Annotated in this window: 17 protein-coding genes; 5 read left to right on the top strand and 12 right to left on the bottom strand. The window is 60.9% G+C overall.

Annotated elements, in window-relative coordinates; all coding sequences use genetic code 11:
- Position 1: 1 nt before the first annotated feature.
- From argH to PHI30_RS05415, 3 genes are all read right to left on the bottom strand, one after another.
- A complete protein-coding gene (gene argH, locus PHI30_RS05425) occupies positions 2-1,384 on the bottom strand; it encodes an argininosuccinate lyase (RefSeq protein ID WP_300024956.1) in 1,383 nt (460 codons plus the stop codon).
- A gap of 118 nt (positions 1,385-1,502) precedes the next feature.
- Positions 1,503-2,729, bottom strand: a complete 1,227-nt coding sequence (locus tag PHI30_RS05420) for an argininosuccinate synthase (protein ID WP_300024952.1) — start codon at positions 2,727-2,729, stop codon at positions 1,503-1,505.
- Positions 2,730-3,093: 364 nt separating this feature from the next.
- The gene (locus PHI30_RS05415) at positions 3,094-4,452 is read right to left on the bottom strand and encodes a lyase family protein (RefSeq protein ID WP_300024949.1); all 1,359 of its coding nucleotides are present in this window, start codon (positions 4,450-4,452) and stop codon (positions 3,094-3,096) included.
- A gap of 216 nt (positions 4,453-4,668) precedes the next feature.
- Here PHI30_RS05415 and PHI30_RS05410 point away from each other — a divergent pair, with 216 nt between their 5' ends.
- A complete protein-coding gene (locus PHI30_RS05410) occupies positions 4,669-5,610 on the top strand; it encodes a metal ABC transporter substrate-binding protein (RefSeq protein WP_300024947.1) in 942 nt (313 codons plus the stop codon).
- A gap of 112 nt (positions 5,611-5,722) precedes the next feature.
- Here PHI30_RS05410 and PHI30_RS05405 read toward each other — a convergent pair whose 3' ends face one another.
- The 6 genes from PHI30_RS05405 to PHI30_RS10080 all read right to left on the bottom strand — a co-directional run bounded on the left by PHI30_RS05405 (position 5,723) and on the right by PHI30_RS10080 (position 11,576).
- Positions 5,723-6,481 carry an SDR family oxidoreductase gene (locus PHI30_RS05405; RefSeq protein WP_300024944.1) on the bottom strand — a complete coding sequence of 253 codons (759 nt, stop codon included), beginning with the start codon at positions 6,479-6,481 and terminating at the stop codon, positions 5,723-5,725.
- Positions 6,482-6,503: 22 nt separating this feature from the next.
- Positions 6,504-7,433 (bottom strand): NAD(P)/FAD-dependent oxidoreductase, encoded by a 930-nt coding sequence (locus tag PHI30_RS05400; protein ID WP_300024941.1) that lies wholly within the window; start codon positions 7,431-7,433, stop codon positions 6,504-6,506.
- A gap of 55 nt (positions 7,434-7,488) precedes the next feature.
- Positions 7,489-9,867 carry a ribonucleoside triphosphate reductase gene (locus PHI30_RS05395; RefSeq protein ID WP_300024938.1) on the bottom strand — a complete coding sequence of 793 codons (2,379 nt, stop codon included), beginning with the start codon at positions 9,865-9,867 and terminating at the stop codon, positions 7,489-7,491.
- 201 nt (positions 9,868-10,068) lie between these two features.
- Positions 10,069-10,761 carry an anaerobic ribonucleoside-triphosphate reductase activating protein gene (locus PHI30_RS05390; protein ID WP_300024935.1) on the bottom strand — a complete coding sequence of 231 codons (693 nt, stop codon included), beginning with the start codon at positions 10,759-10,761 and terminating at the stop codon, positions 10,069-10,071.
- 146 nt (positions 10,762-10,907) lie between these two features.
- Complete coding sequence (locus PHI30_RS05385; RefSeq protein ID WP_367186338.1) at positions 10,908-11,405, bottom strand: Crp/Fnr family transcriptional regulator; 498 nt, start codon at positions 11,403-11,405, stop codon at positions 10,908-10,910.
- 6 nt (positions 11,406-11,411) lie between these two features.
- Positions 11,412-11,576, bottom strand: a complete 165-nt coding sequence (locus tag PHI30_RS10080; RefSeq protein ID WP_367186337.1) for a hypothetical protein — start codon at positions 11,574-11,576, stop codon at positions 11,412-11,414.
- Between the two features lie 233 nt (positions 11,577-11,809).
- Here PHI30_RS10080 and PHI30_RS05380 point away from each other — a divergent pair, with 233 nt between their 5' ends.
- From PHI30_RS05380 to PHI30_RS05365, 4 genes are all read left to right on the top strand, one after another.
- Entirely contained in the window at positions 11,810-15,301 is a 3,492-nt protein-coding gene (locus PHI30_RS05380) for an EAL domain-containing protein (protein ID WP_300024932.1), read from the top strand.
- Positions 15,302-15,496: 195 nt separating this feature from the next.
- The gene (locus PHI30_RS05375) at positions 15,497-16,000 is read left to right on the top strand and encodes a GreA/GreB family elongation factor (protein WP_300024930.1); all 504 of its coding nucleotides are present in this window, start codon (positions 15,497-15,499) and stop codon (positions 15,998-16,000) included.
- Positions 16,001-16,055: 55 nt separating this feature from the next.
- A complete protein-coding gene (locus tag PHI30_RS05370; RefSeq protein ID WP_300024928.1) occupies positions 16,056-16,400 on the top strand; it encodes a Spx/MgsR family RNA polymerase-binding regulatory protein in 345 nt (114 codons plus the stop codon).
- A complete protein-coding gene (locus PHI30_RS05365; RefSeq protein ID WP_300024926.1) occupies positions 16,397-17,359 on the top strand; it encodes a tRNA-dihydrouridine synthase family protein in 963 nt (320 codons plus the stop codon). Before PHI30_RS05370 ends, PHI30_RS05365 begins: the two co-directional genes overlap by 4 nt.
- A 135-nt stretch (positions 17,360-17,494) precedes the next feature.
- On the opposite strand, the gene PHI30_RS05360 is transcribed toward PHI30_RS05365, so the two are convergent.
- From PHI30_RS05360 to PHI30_RS05350, 3 genes are all read right to left on the bottom strand, one after another.
- Positions 17,495-18,568 carry a PTS transporter subunit IIC gene (locus PHI30_RS05360; RefSeq protein ID WP_300024925.1) on the bottom strand — a complete coding sequence of 358 codons (1,074 nt, stop codon included), beginning with the start codon at positions 18,566-18,568 and terminating at the stop codon, positions 17,495-17,497.
- A 96-nt stretch (positions 18,569-18,664) separates the two neighbouring features.
- Positions 18,665-19,177: a transcription repressor NadR gene (locus PHI30_RS05355; RefSeq protein ID WP_300024922.1), complete on the bottom strand. Its 513-nt coding sequence runs from the start codon at positions 19,175-19,177 to the stop codon at positions 18,665-18,667.
- A gap of 132 nt (positions 19,178-19,309) precedes the next feature.
- Positions 19,310-20,011 carry an ABC transporter ATP-binding protein gene (locus tag PHI30_RS05350; RefSeq protein WP_367186339.1) on the bottom strand — a complete coding sequence of 234 codons (702 nt, stop codon included), beginning with the start codon at positions 20,009-20,011 and terminating at the stop codon, positions 19,310-19,312.
- Between the last annotated feature and the right edge of the window lie 9 nt (positions 20,012-20,020).

Raw genomic sequence — 20,020 nt, 5'->3', positions numbered from 1 at the left:
TTTACTTTGTGTGGTCCAAGACAAACTGTTCGATCTCCGCAATCTGCCGGCTGGTCTCCGAAACGGCGGGACCGCCGTAGCTGCCCCGCAGGGCCATGCAGTTTTCCAGATTCAGTGCGTCGTATACATCCGCTTCAAAGAGGGGAGAGACGGCCTTGAATTCCTCCAGCGTCGTGTCCTCCAGCGTTTTGCCGCTCTTTGTACACGCGGCCACCAGCTGACCCACGGCGGTATAGGCGTCCCGAAAGGGCATCCCCTTTTTGGTGAGATAGTCCGCGCAGTCGGTGGCGTTGATGAAGCCCCGGCCCGCCGCAGCGCGCATGTTGTCCGTGCGGACGGTCATGGTGTCCAGCATGGCGGCAAACACCGGCAGGCACATCTCCACGGTGTCGATGGCGTCGAACACCGGCTCCTTGTCCTCCTGCATATCCTTGTTGTAGGCCAGCGGCAGACCCTTCATCACCGTCAGCAGGCTCATGAGGTCGCCGTACACCCGCCCCGTCTTGCCCCGGACCAGCTCGGCCACGTCCGGATTTTTCTTCTGAGGCATGATGGACGAGCCGGTGGCGTAGGCGTCGTCCAGCTCGATGAATTTAAACTCCCAGCTGCACCAGAGGATGATCTCCTCGGAAAAGCGGGAGAGATGCATCATGAGGATGGACAGGGTGCTCATCAGCTCCAGCGCGTAGTCCCGGTCGGAAACGCCGTCCAGCGAGTTGGACATGGGGGCGTCAAAGGAGAGCGCCTGCGCCGTCATGAAGCGGTCGATGGGGTAGGTGGTGCCTGCCAGCGCGCCGCTGCCAAGGGGGCACTCGTTGAGCCGCGCGGCGCAGTCCTCCAGCCGTCCCGCGTCCCGGCGGAACATGGCGGCATAGGCCATCAGGTGCTGGGCAAAGGAGATGGGCTGCGCCCGCTGCAAGTGGGTATAGCCGGGCATGACGGCGGTTTGATAGCGCTTCGCCTGCCGGCACAAAACCGTCTCCAACTCCATGAGCTGGCTCAAAAGCGTGGGGATCTCCCCCCGGACGTACATCCGGAAATCCAGCGCCACCTGATCGTTGCGGGACCGGGCGGTGTGCAGGCGCTTGCCAGCCTGCCCGATGCGCTTGGTGAGCAGCGCCTCCACATTCATGTGGATGTCCTCGTTGTCGGGGGTGAAGGTGATTTTCCCGGCCTCCACATCCGCCAAAATCCCCAAAAGCCCCTCGGAAATGGCGTCGGCGTCCTCTTGAGAGAGGATGCCGCAGGCGCGGAGCATATCGGCGTGGGCCAGCGAGCCGCGGATGTCCTCCCGGTACAGCCGCTGGTCGAAGGAGATGGAGGCGTTGAAGTCGTTGACTAAGGCGTCGGTTTCCTTGCCGAAGCGCCCGGACCAGAGTTTCATACAAGCGTTCCTTTCACTGCGAACGCGGGGCGAAGAGCATCTCCGTCCCGCATCCGCGTTTTTCTTTTCAAAGCCGACGCCGCGGCCCACGAACCGGGGCGGGCGGAAGGCACGCTGCTTACAGCTTGCCCTCTTCCCGCAGGGCCAGCACCGTGTCGGGCAGGCCCCAGAGATTGATGAAGCCGGTGGCGTTGGTCTGGTCGTAGCTGCTTTCGTTGAAGGTGACCAGCTCCTCGGAGTACAACGACTCAGGAGAGGTGATGGAAGCGGTGATCAGGTTGCCCTTGTAGAGCTTGAGCTTCACGCTGCCGGTGACGTGCTCCTGCGTTTTGTCGGCAAAGGCGGAAAGAGCCTCCCGCAGGGGGGTGAACCACTTGCCGTTGTAAATAAGGTCCGCAAAATCCACCGCCAGCTTGCTCTTCATGTGGGCGGTATCTTTATCCACAGTCAGCATCTCCAGGCACTGATGGGCCTTGTAGAGAATGGTGCCGCCCGGCGTTTCGTACACGCCACGGTCCTTCATGCCCACCAGTCTGTTTTCCACGATGTCCAGAAGGCCGATGCCGTTCTCGCCGCCCAGCTTGTTCAGCTTGCGGATGATGTCGCTGCCCTTCATCTGCTCGCCGTCCACGGCCACGGGCACACCCTTTTCAAAGTCGATGGTGACATAGGCGGCCTTGTCCGGCGCGGTGACGGGGGAGACGCCCATTTCCAAAAAGCCGGGCTTTTCGTATTGTGGCTCGTTGGCGGGGTCCTCCAGATCCAGACCCTCATGGCTCAGGTGCCAGAGGTTTTTATCCTTGGAGTAGTTGGTCTCCCGGTTGATTTTCAGGGGGACCTTGTGGGCTTCGGCGTAGTCGATCTCCTCGTCACGGCCCTTGATGTCCCACTCTCTCCAGGGGGCGATGATGGTCATGTCGGGGGCAAAGCGCTTGATGGCCAGCTCAAAGCGGACCTGATCGTTGCCCTTGCCGGTGCAGCCGTGGGCGATGGCGTCAGCGCCCTCCGCCTTGGCGATCTCCACCAGCTTCTTGCCGATGATGGGGCGGGCAAACGCGGTGCCCAGTAAGTACTGCTCGTAAGTCGCGCCCATCTTCAGGGAGGGGAAGATGACCTCGTCCACCATCTCGTCGGTGAGATCCGCGATGTAGAGCTTGGAAGCGCCGGTTTTCAGGGCCTTTTCCTCCAGACCCTCCAGCTCGTCGTTCTGGCCCACGTCGCCGGCCACGGCGATGATCTCGGGGTTGTTGTAGTTTTCTTTCAGCCAGGGGATGATGATGGATGTATCCAGACCGCCGGAATAGGCCAGTACGATCTTGTGGATATCCTTCTTTTCTTTTTTCATGGTGGACGCCTCCGTTTGAAGTAATTTGTTGATTGAATTATACGCTTGCTATGTATAATTATGCAAGTGGCGGGTTGCACAACAATTGGGCCTTGAATACGGTACTTTTGCCTATTTTGCCATGTTTTTCCTATCCATCCTTACAATGGGCGGCGGCGCTGCGCGCAAGACGCCGGGAGGGGGCGTCCCACTGGGGGGTAAAGAAATGGAAAGTGCATAATTTTCCGGTTCCGGACCGGATGACGGCTGTGGGGGGGAAACGGCGGAGCGGCGCATCCCGCCAGCGCCCCGGCGGAAAGCACAGCCTTTCGGTGAACAAAAAAGCCCGGCGCACACAGGGTGCGTCGGGCCTTGGAAAACGCGGTCATACCATCTTTTCCGGTTTTACGGTCTCGTCAAATTCCTCCCCAGTCAAAAGGCCCAGCGCGAGGACGGCTTCCTTAAGGGTGGTGCCGTCGTGAAGCGCCTTTTTGGCGCACTGCGCCGCCGATTCGTAGCCGATTTTCGGCGTGAGGCACGTCACCAGCATCAGGGAATTGTGAAGGTTGCGCTGCATCCGTTCCTCGTCGGGGACGATGCCCTCCACGCAGTGGACCCGGAACGAGTCGCACACGTCGCCAAGCAGCCGGGCGGACTGGAGAAAGTTGTAGGCGGCCACCGGCAAAAACACATTCAGCTGGAAGTTGCCCTGACTTGCCGCCACGCCGATGGCGGTGTCGTTGCCCAAAACCTGCACCGCCGCCATGGTCACGGCCTCGCACTGGGTGGGATTCACCTTGCCGGGCATGATGGAGCTGCCCGGCTCGTTTTCCGGAATGTGGAGCTCGCCCATGCCGCAGCGGGGACCGCTGGCTTCCCAGCGGATGTCGTTGGCGATCTTCATGAGATTTGCCGCCAAGGCCTTGAGCGCCCCGTGGGAAAAGACCAGCGCGTCCTTGCTGGTGAGGGCGTGGAACTTGTTCTCGTCGGGCACGAAGGGAAGGCCCGTCATCTCCCGCAGCCGCTGGCAGACCATGGCGTCGTATCCCTTGGGGGCGTTCAGTCCGGTGCCCACCGCAGTGCCGCCGATGGCAAGGCGGCAAAGCTCGTTCTGGGCAAGGCGCAGCATCCGGCAGGGGGCCGCCACCAGCTCCCGCCAGCCGGAGACCTCCTGGGCAAAGCGCAGGGGCGTCGCGTCCTGCAGGTGGGTCCGGCCGATGCGGATGAGGTTGGGCCATGCGGCCTCCAATTTGGCAAAGGCGTCCGCCAGTCGCTCCGCCGCAGGCAGCACCGCCTGCTCCACCGCCAGCGCCGCGGCGATGTGGAGGACGGAGGGGAAGGTGTCGTTGCTGGACTGGGAGGCGTTCACGTGGTCGTTGGGATGGAGCTGTACACCCCGGTCCGCCGCAAGGTGCGCGATGACCTCGTTGACGTTCATGTTGGTCTGGGTGCCGCTGCCCGTCTGCCAGACCACCAGCGGAAACTCCTCGTCCCAGCGGCCCTCTCGGATTTCGGCGCAGCTCTGGGCCACGGCGTCCGCCTGCGCCGCCGTCAGCTTGCCGCACGCCTCGTTGGCCCGGGCGCAGGCCTCCTTCAAATAGGCGAAGGCGGTGATGATCTCTTTGGGCTGGCGCTCGCCGCCGATTTTAAAATTTTCAAGGCTCCGCTGGGTCTGGGCGCCCCAGTGCCGCTGGGATGGAACGGCGATCTCGCCCATGGTGTCGTGCTCGATGCGGGTTGTCATGATGTGGTCCCCCATTTTTCCATAAGTTGCGCCGCAGTGCCAAGCGGCGATATCCTGCGCAGACCGCCAGGAAGTCTGCCAATCAGACAGTATTATAACGGCAAGCGGCCCCAAACGCAAGCGGCAGGGAGGGGGGAAAAGCAGCTTGCATTTTTTGCCCGGACGTGCTATCATAAACATCTGAAAATCATTCTCAGTTTGAAAAGGAGCCATTTCGTGAAAAAACAAGTGTTTTCCCTGCTGCTGTTGTGCGCGCTGGTGCTGACAGGCTGCGGCGGGCAGATAGAAAAAACGGAGCGGTCGGACCGCCTTCAGATCGTGACCACGGTGTTCCCGGCCTATGATTTTGCCCGGGCTGCGGCGGGGGAGTGGGCGGATGTCAAGCTGCTGCTGCCGCCGGGAACGGAGAGCCACACCTACGAGCCGACCCCATCGGACATTCTGGCGGTGCAGGAGTGCGATCTCTTTTTGTACCTTGGCGGAGAGTCCGACGCGTGGGTGGAGACAATCCTCTCCGCCGTGGAGATGCGGGGGACCGCCATGCGGATGGTGGACTGCGTGGACTTGCTGGAGGAGGAATCGGTGGCGGGCATGCAGGAAGAACACGAGGACCACGGAGCGGGGGAGGTGGCGGAGCTGGACGAGCACGTGTGGACGTCGCCCCAAAACGCCGCCGCCATCACCCGGGCGGTGGGGGAGCAGCTCTCGGCGCTGGATGGCGCTCATGCCGGGGACTATACCGCGGCGGCGGAGGCGTATGCCGCGAAGATCCACGAGCTGGACGGGGAGTTTGCGGCGTTTTTTGATGCCCGGACGGACCGGACCATGGTCTTTGGCGACCGGTTTCCCCTGCGCTATTTTGCGGAGGAATACGACTTGGACTACTACGCCGCCTTCCCCGGGTGCAGCACCCAGACGGAGCCTTCCGCCGCCACCGTGGCATTTTTGACAGACAAGGTGCGCCAGGAGAAAATCCCCACAGTCTGGTATATCGAGTTTTCCAACCATTTGGTGGCGGACAGCATCGCGGAGGCCGCCGGGGCCAAAACGGCAATGTTCCACTCCTGCCACAATGTTTCCAAGGTGGAACTGGACGGCGGGGCGACCTATGTCACGCTGATGCAGGGGAATCTGGAAGCGCTGAAAAAGTATCTATAAACGGATAAAAGCTGCCGGGAGCAGCCCCCTTGGGGCTGCATCTGGCAGCTTTTTTAAACAGTATGGCGCAAGGCGTCCGGCCGTCTTTACGCGAAAGCGCGATAGACGCCCCTCAGCGGACGGTGTAGCCGCCGTCCACGGGGATCATGACGCCGGTGATATAGTCGGAAGCGGAAGAGGCGAGAAACACCGCAATGCCTTCAAAATCCGCGGGGGTGCCCCAGCGGCCCAAGGGAATCCGCGCGTCCATGGGTCCGCGCCGCTCCGGATCGCTCCAGATGGCGCGGGTGAGTTCCGTTTGGATATAGCCCGGGGCGATGGCGTTGACGCAGATGCCGTAGGGGGCAAGCTCATTGGAAAGGGCCTTGGTCATGCCCATGATACCGTGCTTCGTGCAGGTGTAGCCGCTGACCTCCACACCGCCGAAGGTGGTGAAGAGGGAGGCGGTGTTGATGATCTTCCCGGGGCAGCCCCGGCTTTGAAAGTGGCGGGCGGCCTTCTGGGAAAGAAGATAGGCGGCCTTCAAATTCACCGCCACGATCTTATCAAACATGGCTTCCGGGTATTCAAAGGCGGAAGCGCGGTACTGCATGCCCGCGTTGTTGAAGAGGATGTCCACGGTTTTAAAGTCCGATAGCAGAGCGTTCCAAGCCGTGTCGATGCTGTGGGAATCGGCAAGGTCCACGTGGTAGCAGCCGCAGACCCGTCCCAGCCCGGTGACTTTTTGCCTTGTGTCCTCAAGATCGGCAATGTCCAGCGCGATGATGTCGGCCCCGGCTTTTGCAAGCCCCACGGCAAGGCCCTGCCCGATGCCGGTGGCGCAGCCGGTAATGACGGCGGTTTTTCCCGCCAGAGAAAAAAGCGAATCCATCAGTTCTGCCTCCTGCTCATTTTTATGCAGAGGGAATCGTTCCCTCCCGGTCACAGTAGGAACAGGCCGCGATGGCGGCCACCGCGCCGTCGGCGCAGGCGGTGGTCAGCTGGCGGACCGCCTTACACCGGCAGTCGCCGGCGGCGAAAATGCCGTCAGCCCCCGTGCGGCAGTCCTCTCCGGCGGGAATGAAGCCCCCGTCGTCCGCCACCGCCAGCGCCCGGGCCAGCGCGCTCTCCGGCGTTTGACCAACGGCTTCAAACAGGGCGTCCACCGCCAGCAGAGGTTCCTCGCCGGTGCGGAGATCGCGCAGCGTGAGTCCGGTCAGCGCACCGTCTCTTCCTTGCAGGGCGTCGATCACCGTCTCCGGCAGAAGCGTCACATTTTCCCGCTTCTTCAGCGCCTTTAGCAAAATGGGGTCCCCCCGGAAGGTATCCCGCCGGTGGATGAGGGTCACGCGGCGGCAGAGATCGGCCAAAAACAGCGCGTCCTGCAAGGCGGTGTTCCCCCCGCCGCAGACCGCCACGGAGCGGTTTTCGTAGAAGGCCCCGTCGCACACGGCGCAAAAGGAGATGCCGGAGAGGGTGTCCTCCCCCGGAAGGCCCAGCGTGCGGTGGGTCATGCCGGTGGCGAGGATCAGCGCGGCGCAGGAATAGGCGGCGTAGTCCGTCACCACGGTTTTGGGCGCGCCGTTTTGCACCTCCAAAACCTCTTCCAGCTCGATTCGCGCGCCCAGCGCCTCCGCCTGCCGGTAGAGCCGGTCCGCCAGCTCCGCCCCGGAGACGCCGGGGACGGCGGGGAAATTCTCCACCCGGGGAGAGGAGGCAATCTGCCCGCCGATGCCCGCCTTTTCCAGCACCAGAACGGACTTGCCCGCCCGGCGGGCGTAGAGCGCGGCGGTAAGCCCGGCAGGGCCGCCGCCCACGATGATGATGTCGAAATACTCGTTCATAGCTTGCGTTCTCCCAATGAAAACAGGAGGGATGCGGTCCCTCCTGTTTTGCGGTTTATTGTGTGACGGCGAAGCGCTTGATAACGGAGGCGTTCACCAGCTTTTCCACCTGACCGCCCCGGCGGACGATCAGCGTGGGGGCCTGCTGGACGCCGTAGAGCACGGCAAGGTCCCGGTGCTCCGCCACGTCGCAGACACGGTAGGAAAGGCCCGCCTTGTCCAGCTCGCTTTTGGCGATCTTGCAGTTGGGGCAGGTGGCGGTGGTGAAGAGGAACAGCCCGTCCGCTTCCTGCGACGCGGGAGCGGTCTGCGCCGGCGCGGTGGCGCTTTCCCGGTCGCACAGACGGCGGCCCTCCAGCTGGGAGGCGCCGAGATCGTAGGTCTGGCGGTCCTCAAACTCCTGCACCTTGCCGTCGTTCCAGTTTTGCACGGGGCGGTAATACCCGGTGATGCGGCTCCACACCTCACAGGTTTTGCCGCACTGGGGACAGGTGGCGTGCTCCCCGGCGATGTAGCCGTGGTCCGGGCAGATGGAGTAGGTGGGGGAGATGGTGTAGTAGGGCAGCTTGAAATTCTCCGCGATCTTGCGCACCAGCGCGGCGGCGGCCTTCCAGTCCGGCAGCTTCTCGCCGAGAAAGGCGTGGAACACGGTGCCGGAGGTGTAGAGCGTTTGCAGCTCGTCCTGCACGGCCAGTGCGTCGAAAATGTCGGCGGTGTAACCCACGGGCAGGTGGGAGCTGTTGGTGTAGTAGGGCGTGTCGCCGGGTTCCTTGGCGGCGGTGAGGATGTCCGGATACAGCTCCACGTCGTGCTTTGCCAGCCGGTAGGTGGTGGACTCCGCGGGGGTGGCCTCCAAATTGTAGAGGTCGCCGTACTCTTCCTGATAATCGGAAAGGCGCTCGCGCATATGGTTCAAAACGTCCTTGGCGAAGGCCTGCGTCTCCAGATGGGTGAGGTCTTGGCGCAGCCACGCGGCGTTGAGGCCCACCTCGTTCATGCCGATGAGGCCAATGGTGGAGAAGTGGTTTTGGAAGGTGCCGAGGTAGTATTTCGTGTAGGGATACAGTCCCGCGTCCATCAGCCGGGTGATAACGGTCCTCTTGGTTTTCAAAGACCGGGCCGCGAGGTCCATCACGTGGTCCAGCTGCCGGTAAAATTCCTCCGGCGTTTTGGCGCAGTAAGCAATGCGGGGCAGGTTGACCGTCACCACGCCCACGCTGCCGGTGGATTCGCCGGAGCCGAAATAGCCGCCGGACTTCTTGCGCAGCTCCCGCAGGTCCAGCCGCAGCCGACAGCACATGGAGCGCACGTCGGAGGGCTCCATGTCGGAGTTGATGTAGTTGGAAAAATAGGGCGTACCGTATTTTGCGGTCATCTCGAAGAGCAGACGGTTGTTTTCCGTCTCGCTCCAGTCAAAGTCCTTGGTGATAGAGTAGGTGGGGATGGGATACTGGAAGCCCCGACCGCCGGCGTCCCCCTCGGTCATGATCTCGATGAACGCGCGGTTCACCATGTCCATTTCCTTCTGGCACTCGCCGTAGGTGAAGCTTTGCTCCCGGCCGCCCACGATGGCGGGCAGATTCTCAAGGTCCTTTGGCACGGTCCAGTCCAGCGTGATGTTGGAAAATGGCGCCTGCGTGCCCCAGCGGGAGGGGGTGTTGACCCCGTAAACAAAGGACTGCACGCACTGCTTGACCTCTTTCGGGGTGAGACCGTCCACGCGGACGAAGGGGGCAAGGTAGGTGTCAAAGGAGGAGAAGGCCTGGGCCCCGGCCCACTCGTTTTGCATGATGCCGAGGAAATTCACCATCTGGTTGCAGAGGGTGGAAAGATGGCTGGCGGGGGCGGAGTTGATTTTCCCGGGAATACCCAGCCCCTGTTGAATGAGCTGCTTGAGACTCCAGCCCGCGCAGTAGCCGGTGAGCATACTGAGGTCGTGAATGTGCATGTCGCCGCTTTTGTGGGCCTTGGCAACCTCTTCGTCATAGATCTCGCTGAGCCAGTAGTTGGCGGTGATGGCGCCGGAGTTGGAGAGGATCAGACCGCCCACGGAGTAGGTGACGGTGGAGTTTTCCTTCACGCGCCAGTCGTTGATCTTGACGTAGTTATCCACCAGCTCCTTGTAGTCCAGCACGGTGGAATTCAAATTCCGAATCTTCTCCCGCTGCTTGCGGTAGAGGATATAGGCCTTGGCCACGTCGGCATAGCCGGTTTTGCTGAGTACATCCTCCACGCTGTCCTGAATGTCCTCCACGGTGACCTTGCCGTCTTTGATTTTGTCCTGATAATCCGCGGTGACCTTCAATGCCAGCAGGTCGATGATATCGGGGTTGTAATCCTTGTTGGTGGCCTCAAAGGCCTTGGTGATGGCGACACTGATTTTAGAGAGATTAAAATCGGCAATTTTACCGTCTCTCTTTACGACCTGGTACATAAGTATTCCCTGCTTTCTCTCATGATGTCCGGCATCTCTGTCTCTTCGCGGCAGCGCCGCCGCAATGCCTCGCAATCTACATTTTACCATATGGCAGGGGGAAGTCAATGAGAGAAACCACGATATCTTGTGCGTTTTTTTGGTGAAAGACACAAACGGCACTATATTTAGCAGAGGGCGGCTGACCGCGCCGGAAGGCGACTAGACGCCGCGAACCTCCACATGGCCGAAAAACGGCTGCGCGGCGGCGGCGAAGGCCGCCATCTCCTCGGGGGAGAGGGGGTGTAGCCCGGAGGCGATCAGGTTTCCGGAGTCCACAAAGGTTTGCAGGCAGTACCGCTTCGCGCCTGCAAGCCACGCGCCGATGGCGCGGATGTCGGCGGCGGTGTGCAGCTCCCGAACCGCCGTGGTGCGAAACTCAAAGCTTACGCCGCTGCGACGCAGCAGGCGGATGCTCTCTTCCACGGGGGCGATGTCAAAATCCGGAACGCCCACGGTTTCTGGATAGCGCTCCCGGCAGTTTTTGATGTCCATGGCCACATAATCCACCAGCCCTTGGGAAAGAAGGTTCCCCAGCGCGTCGGGATAGCAGCCGTTGGTGTCCAGCTTCACGGAAAAGCCAAGGGCGCGGACCTCCCGCAAAAAATCAGCCGCGCCAGCGTGAAGCAGCGGCTCGCCCCCGGAGAGGACAACGCCGTCCAAAAGGTTTCGGCGGGTGGAGAGAAAGGAGAGGATGTCGCCACTCTCCAGCGCGGGGGACTCCTCCAGCCGGGTCACCAGCAGCGCGTTGTGGCAGAAGGGACAGCGCAGATTGCACCCGCCGGTGAACACGGTGGCGGCAAGTTTACCCGGATAGTCCACCATGGACAGCTTTTGCAAACCGCAAATACGCATGGCACAAACCCTCCCAAAGTGCAAATTTTCGCCCGGACTCCCACCGCGTACCGGCGGTCGGATGTAAGCCCATGATAGCAGGGCGGCGGCGCAAAAGCAAGGTCCCCCGGACCCCGGCGGAACAAAGGCCGCGCCCGGTTAAAGCTTCACGCAAACCGACTGCTCAGCAGCACAAAGTGGTTTTTTCGCACCCGAAGAAGGCCCTCTCGCTGCATTTTGCCAAGCTCGGCGGAAAGGGCGCTGCGGTCCACGCTGAGATAGTCGGCCAGCGCCTGACGGTCAAAGGGAATGGTGAAGTCCCGGCTGCCCTGGCGGAGCGCCTGATAGGAAAGATAGGACAGCAGCCGGCCCCGGATGGACTTGGAGGAGGTGTGAAAAATCCTGCGGGAGAGATTCAAGTTTTTCTGTGCCGAGATGGAGAGCAGGTTCGCGATGAGCCTTGCGTGATGGGAACAGGCGCTTTGGCAGGGCAGCAGCAGCTGCGCCGCGTCAAGGAAGAGCACCTGCGCCGTTTCCGCCGCCACCACGCTGACCATGAGGGCCTCCCCGGGTACGCAGGCGTAAGTCTCCGCAAAGACCTGACCCGGTCCCACCCGGTCCAGCACGCTGCGGTTGCCCCAGAGATCGTTGTTTTCAATGGACACGCTGCCTTAGAGCACCATGGCGAAAGAGGTGACGTACTCCCCGGCGTGGTAGACGGTCTCGCCCTTTTCGTATCGCCGCGTCGTGGCCCGCAGGCACGTGAGCATGGAGGCGACCTCCTGGGGGGCGGCGCCCCGAAAGAGCGCCGTTTCGGATAAAAAAGCAAAGTCCATGGCGGACCTCCCTGTGCGGTTGCCGCAAAGCGGTTTCGTTGGAATTACAATAAAACCTCCGGCGGGGAAAGTCAAGCCGGGGCGTTTTGCCCCGCTGGCAGATTTTCCCCCATTTGTTGTTTTTTGAGGAAAAAGGTGATAAAATGATATAAAATACACAAAGTTGATTTGGCATTTTACCAAAAAATAGAAAAATTGGCCGGATCAGTTGGGATAGATTGGGGGATGGAGATATGCTGGAGAAAAAGATGATTTTGATTGCAGAGGATTCCGCTGTCAATCGAAAAATTCTGGTTCGGCTGCTCTCTCCGGAGTACGATACGCTGGAAGCCGAGAATGGGCAGGAGGCGTTGGACCTGCTGCATACACGCCGCACCATGATCTCCGGAGTCATTTTGGATTTGGTCATGCCGGTGATGGACGGTTTTTCCTTTCTCAAGGCGGTTGGGCGCGACGAGGCCTGCCGGAACCTCCCCATCGTGGTGGCGACGGGGAACGACAGCGAGGAGATGGAGGTGCAGGCGCTGGAGCTGGGGGCGTGGGACTTTATCACAAAGCCCTACAACGGGGAGATCATCCGCTTCCGGCTGCGCAACGCCATCGCCCGCAGTCAGCTCTCCGCGTTTGAGCGGCTGAAGTATCTGGCGGAATTTGATACGCTGACGGGCATCTACAATCAAACAAAATTCCTCAAGGAGACCCGCAAAATGCTGGACGCCAATCCCCAGGGGCAGTTTGCGCTGGTGCGGCTGGATATCGACCGGTTTCAGCTCATCAACTCCTTTTTCGGGACGGAGGAGGGGGACCGGCTGCTGATCCATCTGGCCAGGAACATGAGCTGCAAGGAATTGGGGGCGATGTATACATACGGGCGCATCGAGGGGGACGTGTTCGCCATGTGCTTTCCCTACCCCACAAGGGACGCGGTGATACAGGGCCTTGTCCTTGCGCGGGAGAAGGTCAAGGCCTATAACCGCAGCTTTGACATTGTGCCCATTTTCGGCGTTTATTTTCTGGACGATCTGACGATCTCGGTCAACAAAATGCTGGACCGGGCAACCCTCGCTGCAAAGACCTGTAAGGGCAACTATATGGAGACCACCGGCGTTTACACGCCGGAGCTGAGCGCGAAGCTGGAGCAGGAGCAGGAGATCATCAACGAGATGGTGACCGCGCTGGAGGAGCATCAGTTTTGCGTGTATCTCCAGCCTCAATACGCGCTGGAGACCAATTCCCCCACGGGGGCGGAGGCGCTGGTGCGCTGGCGGCACCCCACCAAGGGCCTGATCCCGCCGGGCAGGTTTATCCCGGTTTTTGAAAAAAACGGCTTTATTTCAAAGCTGGACTATTATATGTGGGACCAGGTTTGCGCCCTGCTGCAAACGTGGCTCAAGCAGGGCCACCATCCCGCGCCCATCTCCGTGAACGTCTCCCGGGTCAATCTCTACAACCCGCACACGGTGGAGATCATCGACGGCCTTGTCCGCGAATACGCCCTGCCGCCCCGGCTTTTGCAGCTGGAACTGACGGAGAGCGCCTACATGGACAACCCCAAGATGATGGAGCAGTTTGTCTGCCAGATGCACGAGAGGGGCTTCACCATCCTGATGGACGACTTTGGAAGCGGATACTCCTCTTTGAGCGTCTTGAAGAACATTGATGTGGACGTACTCAAAATCGACATGCGCTTTTTTGAGACGGCCAAGGATTCCAACCGGGGCGCCAATATCATCGCAAGCGTGGTCCGTATGGCAAAATGGCTGAATATTCCAACGGTGGCGGAGGGCGTTGAAAAGGCCGAACAGGTCAGCTTCCTGCGCAGCGTGGGCTGCGACTTTGCACAGGGGTACTATTTTGCAAGGCCCATGCCGGTGGAGTCCTATCAGGAGCTGCTGGTGGAAAGCGGAACGGTCGTGCTGGAACAGCCCGTCGCCCCGCCCGGCGGCTTCGACATGGCGCGGCTGTGGTGCTCGGACCCGGAAATGGAAGTGCTGTTTTCTAATGCCACACAAGCCAACTGCGTCTACGAATTTGACGGAGAACGGGTGGGGACGCTGCGCGTCAACCGCGCGTTCCGCAAACTGTTTGGATACAGTAAGGAGAGCACAGCGCCGGAGACCCTTTCCTTCGCCGTGCCGGACGACCGGAAAGACGTGCTGGAGGCGTTCCAAAACTGCGTGGACGCCAAAACGGCGGAGAGCTGCATCTACCGCAGCAAAAATGAAGCCGGCAGGGTGCTTTGGGTGGATTTGAAGCTGCAATATATTTGTCAGGTGGGCGACCAGCATATCCTGATGGGGCAATTGACGGATGTCACTGCCCAGAAATTGCTGGAGCTGGAGCTGGACCGGTTCCGTCAGGCGAGCCTGGAAAGGACGGAAGCGGGCAAAAAAATTCTGATTGTGGATGATTCCGACACCGGCGATGTTTCGCTGCGGCAGATTTTTCGGAAGGACTATCAGGTCCTCTTTGCCCCAAGCGGGGAAAAGGGCCTTGCGCTCATGGAACAGCACAAGGGGGATCTGGCGCTGATCCTCTTGGATATGCAGACCGCGCAGATGGATGAAACGGAATTTCTGCTGCGGAAATCCGAACATGCGGACACCGGAGGAATTCCCGTGCTGGCGGTTTTGCCGGACGATGACGCCCAGCGCCAGACCCATATGCTGCGCCTTGGCGTCAATGACTACATTACCAAGCCCTTCGTCCCGGAGGTGGTGGAGCGGCGGGTAAGGAATGTACTGGAATACAGCGGCCGCTTTGCCGCCATGGTGCGGGAATATCGCAAGGCCGTCATGGGCATGCCCAATGAGAAGCTCTTCGAGATGGACGGCGTGTACACCGCCGCAGAGATGCGGGGGATGATGGTGTTTTTGAAGCCGGTATTTGATACGGTGCGGCTGGTGGACCCCACGGATACCTGCGTCATTTCTCTGGAGCAGGACGGCAGTATGCGCCGGGAGCCGTACAGCTGTTTTCACGTTTGGAACAAGGATACCCGCTGCGAAAATTGCACCAGCATGTGCGCCGTGCGGGAAGAGTGCCGCATGACGAAGTATGAATTCATCCAAAACAATGTGTTTTACGTCACCTCCAACCCCCTGACGGTGGAGGATCTCACCGGGCGGCGGCACCGGCTGGTGCTGGAGATCGTAAGCCGGGTGTCCGACCACCTGATGCTGGGAAAATACGGGGAAAAGACCGTTTCCCAGCTGATCGCGGAGACGCAGGAAAAAATCTACAAGGATGAGCTGACCGGCGCATACAACCGCCGCTTCCTCCGGGAGATGCTCTTCACCCACCACGGCCAAACCGGCCTTGTGCGGCAGATGGCGCTGGTGATGCTGGACCTGCACGGATTCAAGCAGATCAACGACCAGCACGGCCATGCCATCGGCGACGATGTGCTTGCCCGGGTGGCAAAGGCGCTGATGAAAACGGTGCGCCAGAGCGACTCTGTCATCCGATACGGCGGAGACGAGTTTTTGGTGATCCTCACCAACTGCACAGAGCAGCAGACGAAAGAGACCGTCGGGCGGATACGCCACGCCATCGGCGCCGTCCGCTACGGAGAGAAAAACCGCAAGGCGGTCAGCGCCGAACTGGGGTATGCGTATACCAAGCGGTTTGATTTCAAAAAAGAGACGCTGGAAGAGATGCTGCATGTCGCCGATGAGGCCATGTATCAGGAAAAGAAAAACGAGACTGTCGACCGGGAGAGCTGAAAATCCCGGCGGGCGTCGGCAACTGAGAAACTGCGCAAAGCGCCGGAGCGGATGGGGAAACCATCCGCTCCGGGGCTTTGTTCCCTCCGGCGGGGCGGCAGTTGTGTTTTTTGCCCCGGGGTGGTAAAATAACCGGAAGAAAACGGCCTTTAAAACCCACGGGCTTTTGGGGCGAGAGATGGGAGGAGAAGTCCTTTGTACGACGAACTAACGGAAGTAGATCTAAAGAAGATGCAGGAAGAGATCGATCACCGGGTCCGGGATCTGCGCCCCCAGCTGATCGAAGAGGTGCAGACGGCCCGGGCCTTTGGGGACCTGAGCGAAAATTTTGAATATAAGTGCGCCAAGCAGGCGAAAAATCGCAACGAGAGCCGCATCCGCTATCTGGAGCGGATGATCCGCACGGCGAAGGTGATCGAGGTCCGCTCTCAGGCGGACGCGGTGGGGCTTTTCGACGCTGTGACAATCTATCATGAGCTGGCAAAAAAGGAAATGACTATCCGCATCGTCACCACCTTGCGCCAAGACGCGCTGAAGGGTCTCGTCAGCAAGGAGTCCCCGGTGGGGAAGGCGCTGCTGGGCCACCGGGTGGGCGACCGGGTCTCTGTGGAGGTCGGCCCCGGGACGGGCTATTTTGTGAAGATCCTTGCCATTGAAAAGGGCGGGGACGACGCGTCGCTGGAGATCAGCGCGTACTGACGGGAAAATCCGCCCCTGCGGGAAAAAAATACGCCATTTCCGGGAGGAAACGAAGATGCTGTTTGTGTGCTACCCCAAGTGCTCCACCTGCCAAAAGGCCAAAGCGTGGCTGGAGGCGCGGGGCATCGCGTTTGAGACGCGAAATATCAAAGAAGCGCCGCCCACGGCCGAGGAGCTGGCGCGCTGGCAGCTGCTCAGCGGAAAACCGCTGACGCGCTTTGTCAATACCAGCGGCGCGCAGTACCGGGCGCTGGGCGTGAAGGCCTCGGACTTGGAGGAGGAGGCGCTGCGCGCGCTGCTCGCAGGTAGCGGGATGCTGGTCAAGCGCCCCATTCTCGTAGGCGACGAGCTTGCGCTGGTGGGCTTTCACGAAGCGGAGTGGGGAGAGAAGCTGACATGATGGAGCGCCTTGATTTTGCGCCGCTGGACGGCATTACCAAAGTGGTGTTCCGCCGGGTGTGGAGCCAGTATTTCGGCGGCGTGGACCGCTACTTCATCCCCTTCATTTCCCCCACCGACCAGCATATCCTCACGCCCCGGGACCGGCGGGAGTTGGAGCTTTCCCACGGCGGCGCGCCGGCCATCCCCCAGATCATGACCTGCCGGGCGGCGGACTTCCTCTGGGCGGCAGAGCAGATGGCGGAGCTGGGATTTTCGGAAGTGAATTTGAATCTGGGCTGTCCCTCCGGCACGGTGACGGCCAAGGGAAAGGGGTCCGGATTCCTGGCAAAGCCGGAGGAGCTGGACCGCTTTTTCGAGGAGGTCTTTTCCAAGGCGGTGCTGCCAATTTCCGTCAAGACCCGGCTGGGCATTGCCGAGGCGGAGGAGTTTCCCGCCCTGCTGGACATCTATAACCGCTACCCCATCGCCTGCCTGACCATCCACGCCCGGGTGAAGAAGGAGAAGTACCGGGGCCCGGTGCATCTGGAGACCTTTGAACAATCGCTCCGCAACAGCCGCAACCCGGTGTGCTACAACGGCGATCTGCGCACGGTGGCGGAGGTGCGGGCGCTGGAGGAGCGTTTTCCGGACGTCACCGCCGTGATGATCGGCCGGGGCGCCGTGGCGGACCCGGCACTGGCGCGCAAGCTGCGTGGCGGTCCTGCCGCCACCCGGGAGGAACTGATGGCATTCACCGAGGAGCTGTTTCAGGCGTATCAGGCGTTTTACGGGCAGGCGGACAATGCCGCCCAGCGGATGAAGGAGGTCTGGTTTTACTTGATCCACCTCTTTGAAGGCGGCGAGCGGCTGGACAAGCAAATGCGCCGCTCCCGCGGCCCAGCGGCCTATGTGTCCATCCGCTCCGCGATCTTTGCCGAGCTGCCCTTGCGGGACCACAGCGAGGGCAACCTCATTTAAAGCGCGACCGCTGCTTATGGCCGCTGCCATTTAAAAAAGGAACGATCAAAGGCCCAATTGCAGCGCGAAAAACCCGCCGCTTCGGAAAGAAGCGGCGGGTCATTTTTTCAAAATCTGGGCAGATGGTTGCGCCCGTCAGTCCAGCGTCAGGTCTCCGTCCTTCACCCACCCCAGATGGCGGCAGAAGCGATTGATGAGCGGAGCGAGAATGGCGGGCAGCACGAAGCAGATAAGGAGGAGGCCCAGCCACTGGAACGCCCCCGGCGTGATGGCGGCAGCGCCCTTGGCGAGGGCTTCCTCACTGGGGGCGAGCCAGCCTGTCCACACGCCGATCTGGCCGCACAGGCCGCAGGTGCCCATGCCGGAGTTGATGGGCGCGCCGTTCATCTCCAGCTTGAAAAGACAGGTGGCAATCGGTCCGGTGATGGCGGAGGCCACGGTGGGCGCGATCCAGACGCGGGGGTTGCGGACGATGTTGGGCATTTGCAGCATGGAGGTGCCCAGTCCCTGACTCACCAGCCCGCCCCAGCGGTTTTCCCGGAAGCTCATCACGGCGAAGCCCACCATCTGGGCGCAGCAGCCCGCCACAGCGGCCCCGCCCGCAAGGCCCGTCAGCTGCAAAACGGAGCAGATGGCGGCGGACGAGATGGGCAGCGTCAGCGCCACGCCCACCAGAACGGACACGGCAATCCCCATCCAGAAGGGCTGGAGCTTGGTGGCGTTGTCGATTACAAGGCCGAAGGCCCCTGCGGCAGCGCCGATAGGCGGCGCGATGAGCTTGGCAAGCGTCACGCCCACGAGAATGGTGACGGCGGGGGTCACCAGAATGTCTACGCGGGTCTCCTTGCTCACCGCTTTGCCGCACTCCGCGGCGATGATGGCGATGAGGAGAACGGCCAGCGGCCCCCCCGCGCCGCCCTCTGCGTTGGCGGCCCAGCCCACGGCGGCCAGAGAAAAGAGGACCATGGGGTCTGCCTTCAGCGCATAGCCGATGGCAATTGCCATGGCGGGGCCGGAGACGCTCATGGCGTATGTACCGATGTCCGTCAAAAGGGAAATGCCGGTCTGCTGACCCAGCGTTTTGATGATGGTTCCGATCAAAAGGGAGCAGAACAGCCCCTGCGCCATGGCGCCCAGCGCGTCAATGCCATATCGTTTGGCGGAGAGCTCAATGTTCTTGCGCGCGAGAAAGGTCTTTACGTTTTCCATACTGGTACCTGCTTTTTTAAAAAGTGTGGTGGACAGGTGTCTTGACACTTGTCCACCACACTATACTAAAGATTCCCATGCTTGTCAACCGCTTTTTCAGCCCTCCAAAAGGATGCCCAGCGCCTTGAGCGACGCCTTCACCCGGGAAAAGGCGTCCTCATAGGGGCAGGAGAGGGTGTGGAGGTGGATGCCCTCCGTCAAGGCGGACAGGGGGCGGGCGTCGGACTGGGCGCGGCGGGAGAGAAACTGGCTCACCTCGTACCGGTTGGAGAGCTGAAGCGGCCCTGTGAGCTGCCCGTAAATGGGGTGCTCCACAATCACGTCCAGCACGGTGCAGCCCTGATCGACGATGGCGTTCAGCTCCGCTTCCATGTCCTGCGCGTCGTGGCGGCAGGCCACCTGATGCAAAAGTCCCCCGGGAGAGACCAGAATCACATAGCCCCGGGGCGTTGCGGAGATGTTGGCTCCCGCGGCCCGCAGCAGGGCGATGTCCCCCACGATGATTTGGCGGCTGACGCGAAAGCGGGCAGCCAAAGCTGCGGCGCTGACGGGCTGCGGCGTGGTATGGAGTTGTTCCAAAATGGCCTGACGGCGTTCTTCCGCGTGCATGGAAGCCCCCCTTTTTTTCCGAGTTGTCTTGACAGCAGTATACCACGATATGGGGAAAATGCAAACAAAAAGGAGAGCGCATACGCGCTCTCCTTCAAAAATTTGCAGACAGGGAAAACACCGCCGGGGCGCTCAGCCGCCAAGATACGCCTTTTTGATGACGGGGGAGGCCAGCAGCTCACTGCCGGTGCCGGAGGTGAGGACCTTACCGGTTTCCAGCACGTAGCCCCGGTCGGCCACGCTCAGGGCGGCCTGGGCGTTTTGCTCCACCAGCAAAATTGTGGTGCCGGATTGGTGGAGCCGCTGAATGATGTCAAAAATCTGCTCCACCAGAATGGGGGCAAGGCCCATGGAAGGCTCATCCAGCATCAAAAGGGTGGGGTGGCTCATCAGGGCCCGACCCATGGCCAGCATTTGCTGTTCGCCACCGGAAAGCGTGCCTGCCACCTGACGGTAGCGTTCCTTTAGGCGGGGGAACTGGGCGTAGACCTTTCCAAGATCCTCGTCCACGGTTTTTGTGCCGCAGGTGTAAGCGCCCATTTCCAGGTTTTCCTGCACGGTCATCTGCAAAAAGATGCGGCGGCCCTCCGGGACCAGCGCCAGGCCCTTGGAGACGATCTTGTGGGAGGGGACCTTTGCCAAATCCTCGCCCATAAAGGACACGGAGCCGGTCTTGCTGTGGAGCAGGCCGGAGATGGTGTTCAGCGTGGTGGACTTTCCCGCGCCGTTGGCGCCGATGAGGGTGACGATCTCGCCCTTGTTCACCTCGAAGGAGACGCCCTTGATGGCGTGGATGCTGCCGTAATAGACGTTGATATCGTCTACCTTTAAGATGGGTTCCAT

This window comes from Oscillibacter sp. (genome assembly GCF_028693505.1).
Classification (GTDB): domain Bacteria; phylum Bacillota; class Clostridia; order Oscillospirales; family Oscillospiraceae; genus Oscillibacter.
This window is presented reverse-complemented; position numbering and strand designations above follow the sequence as displayed.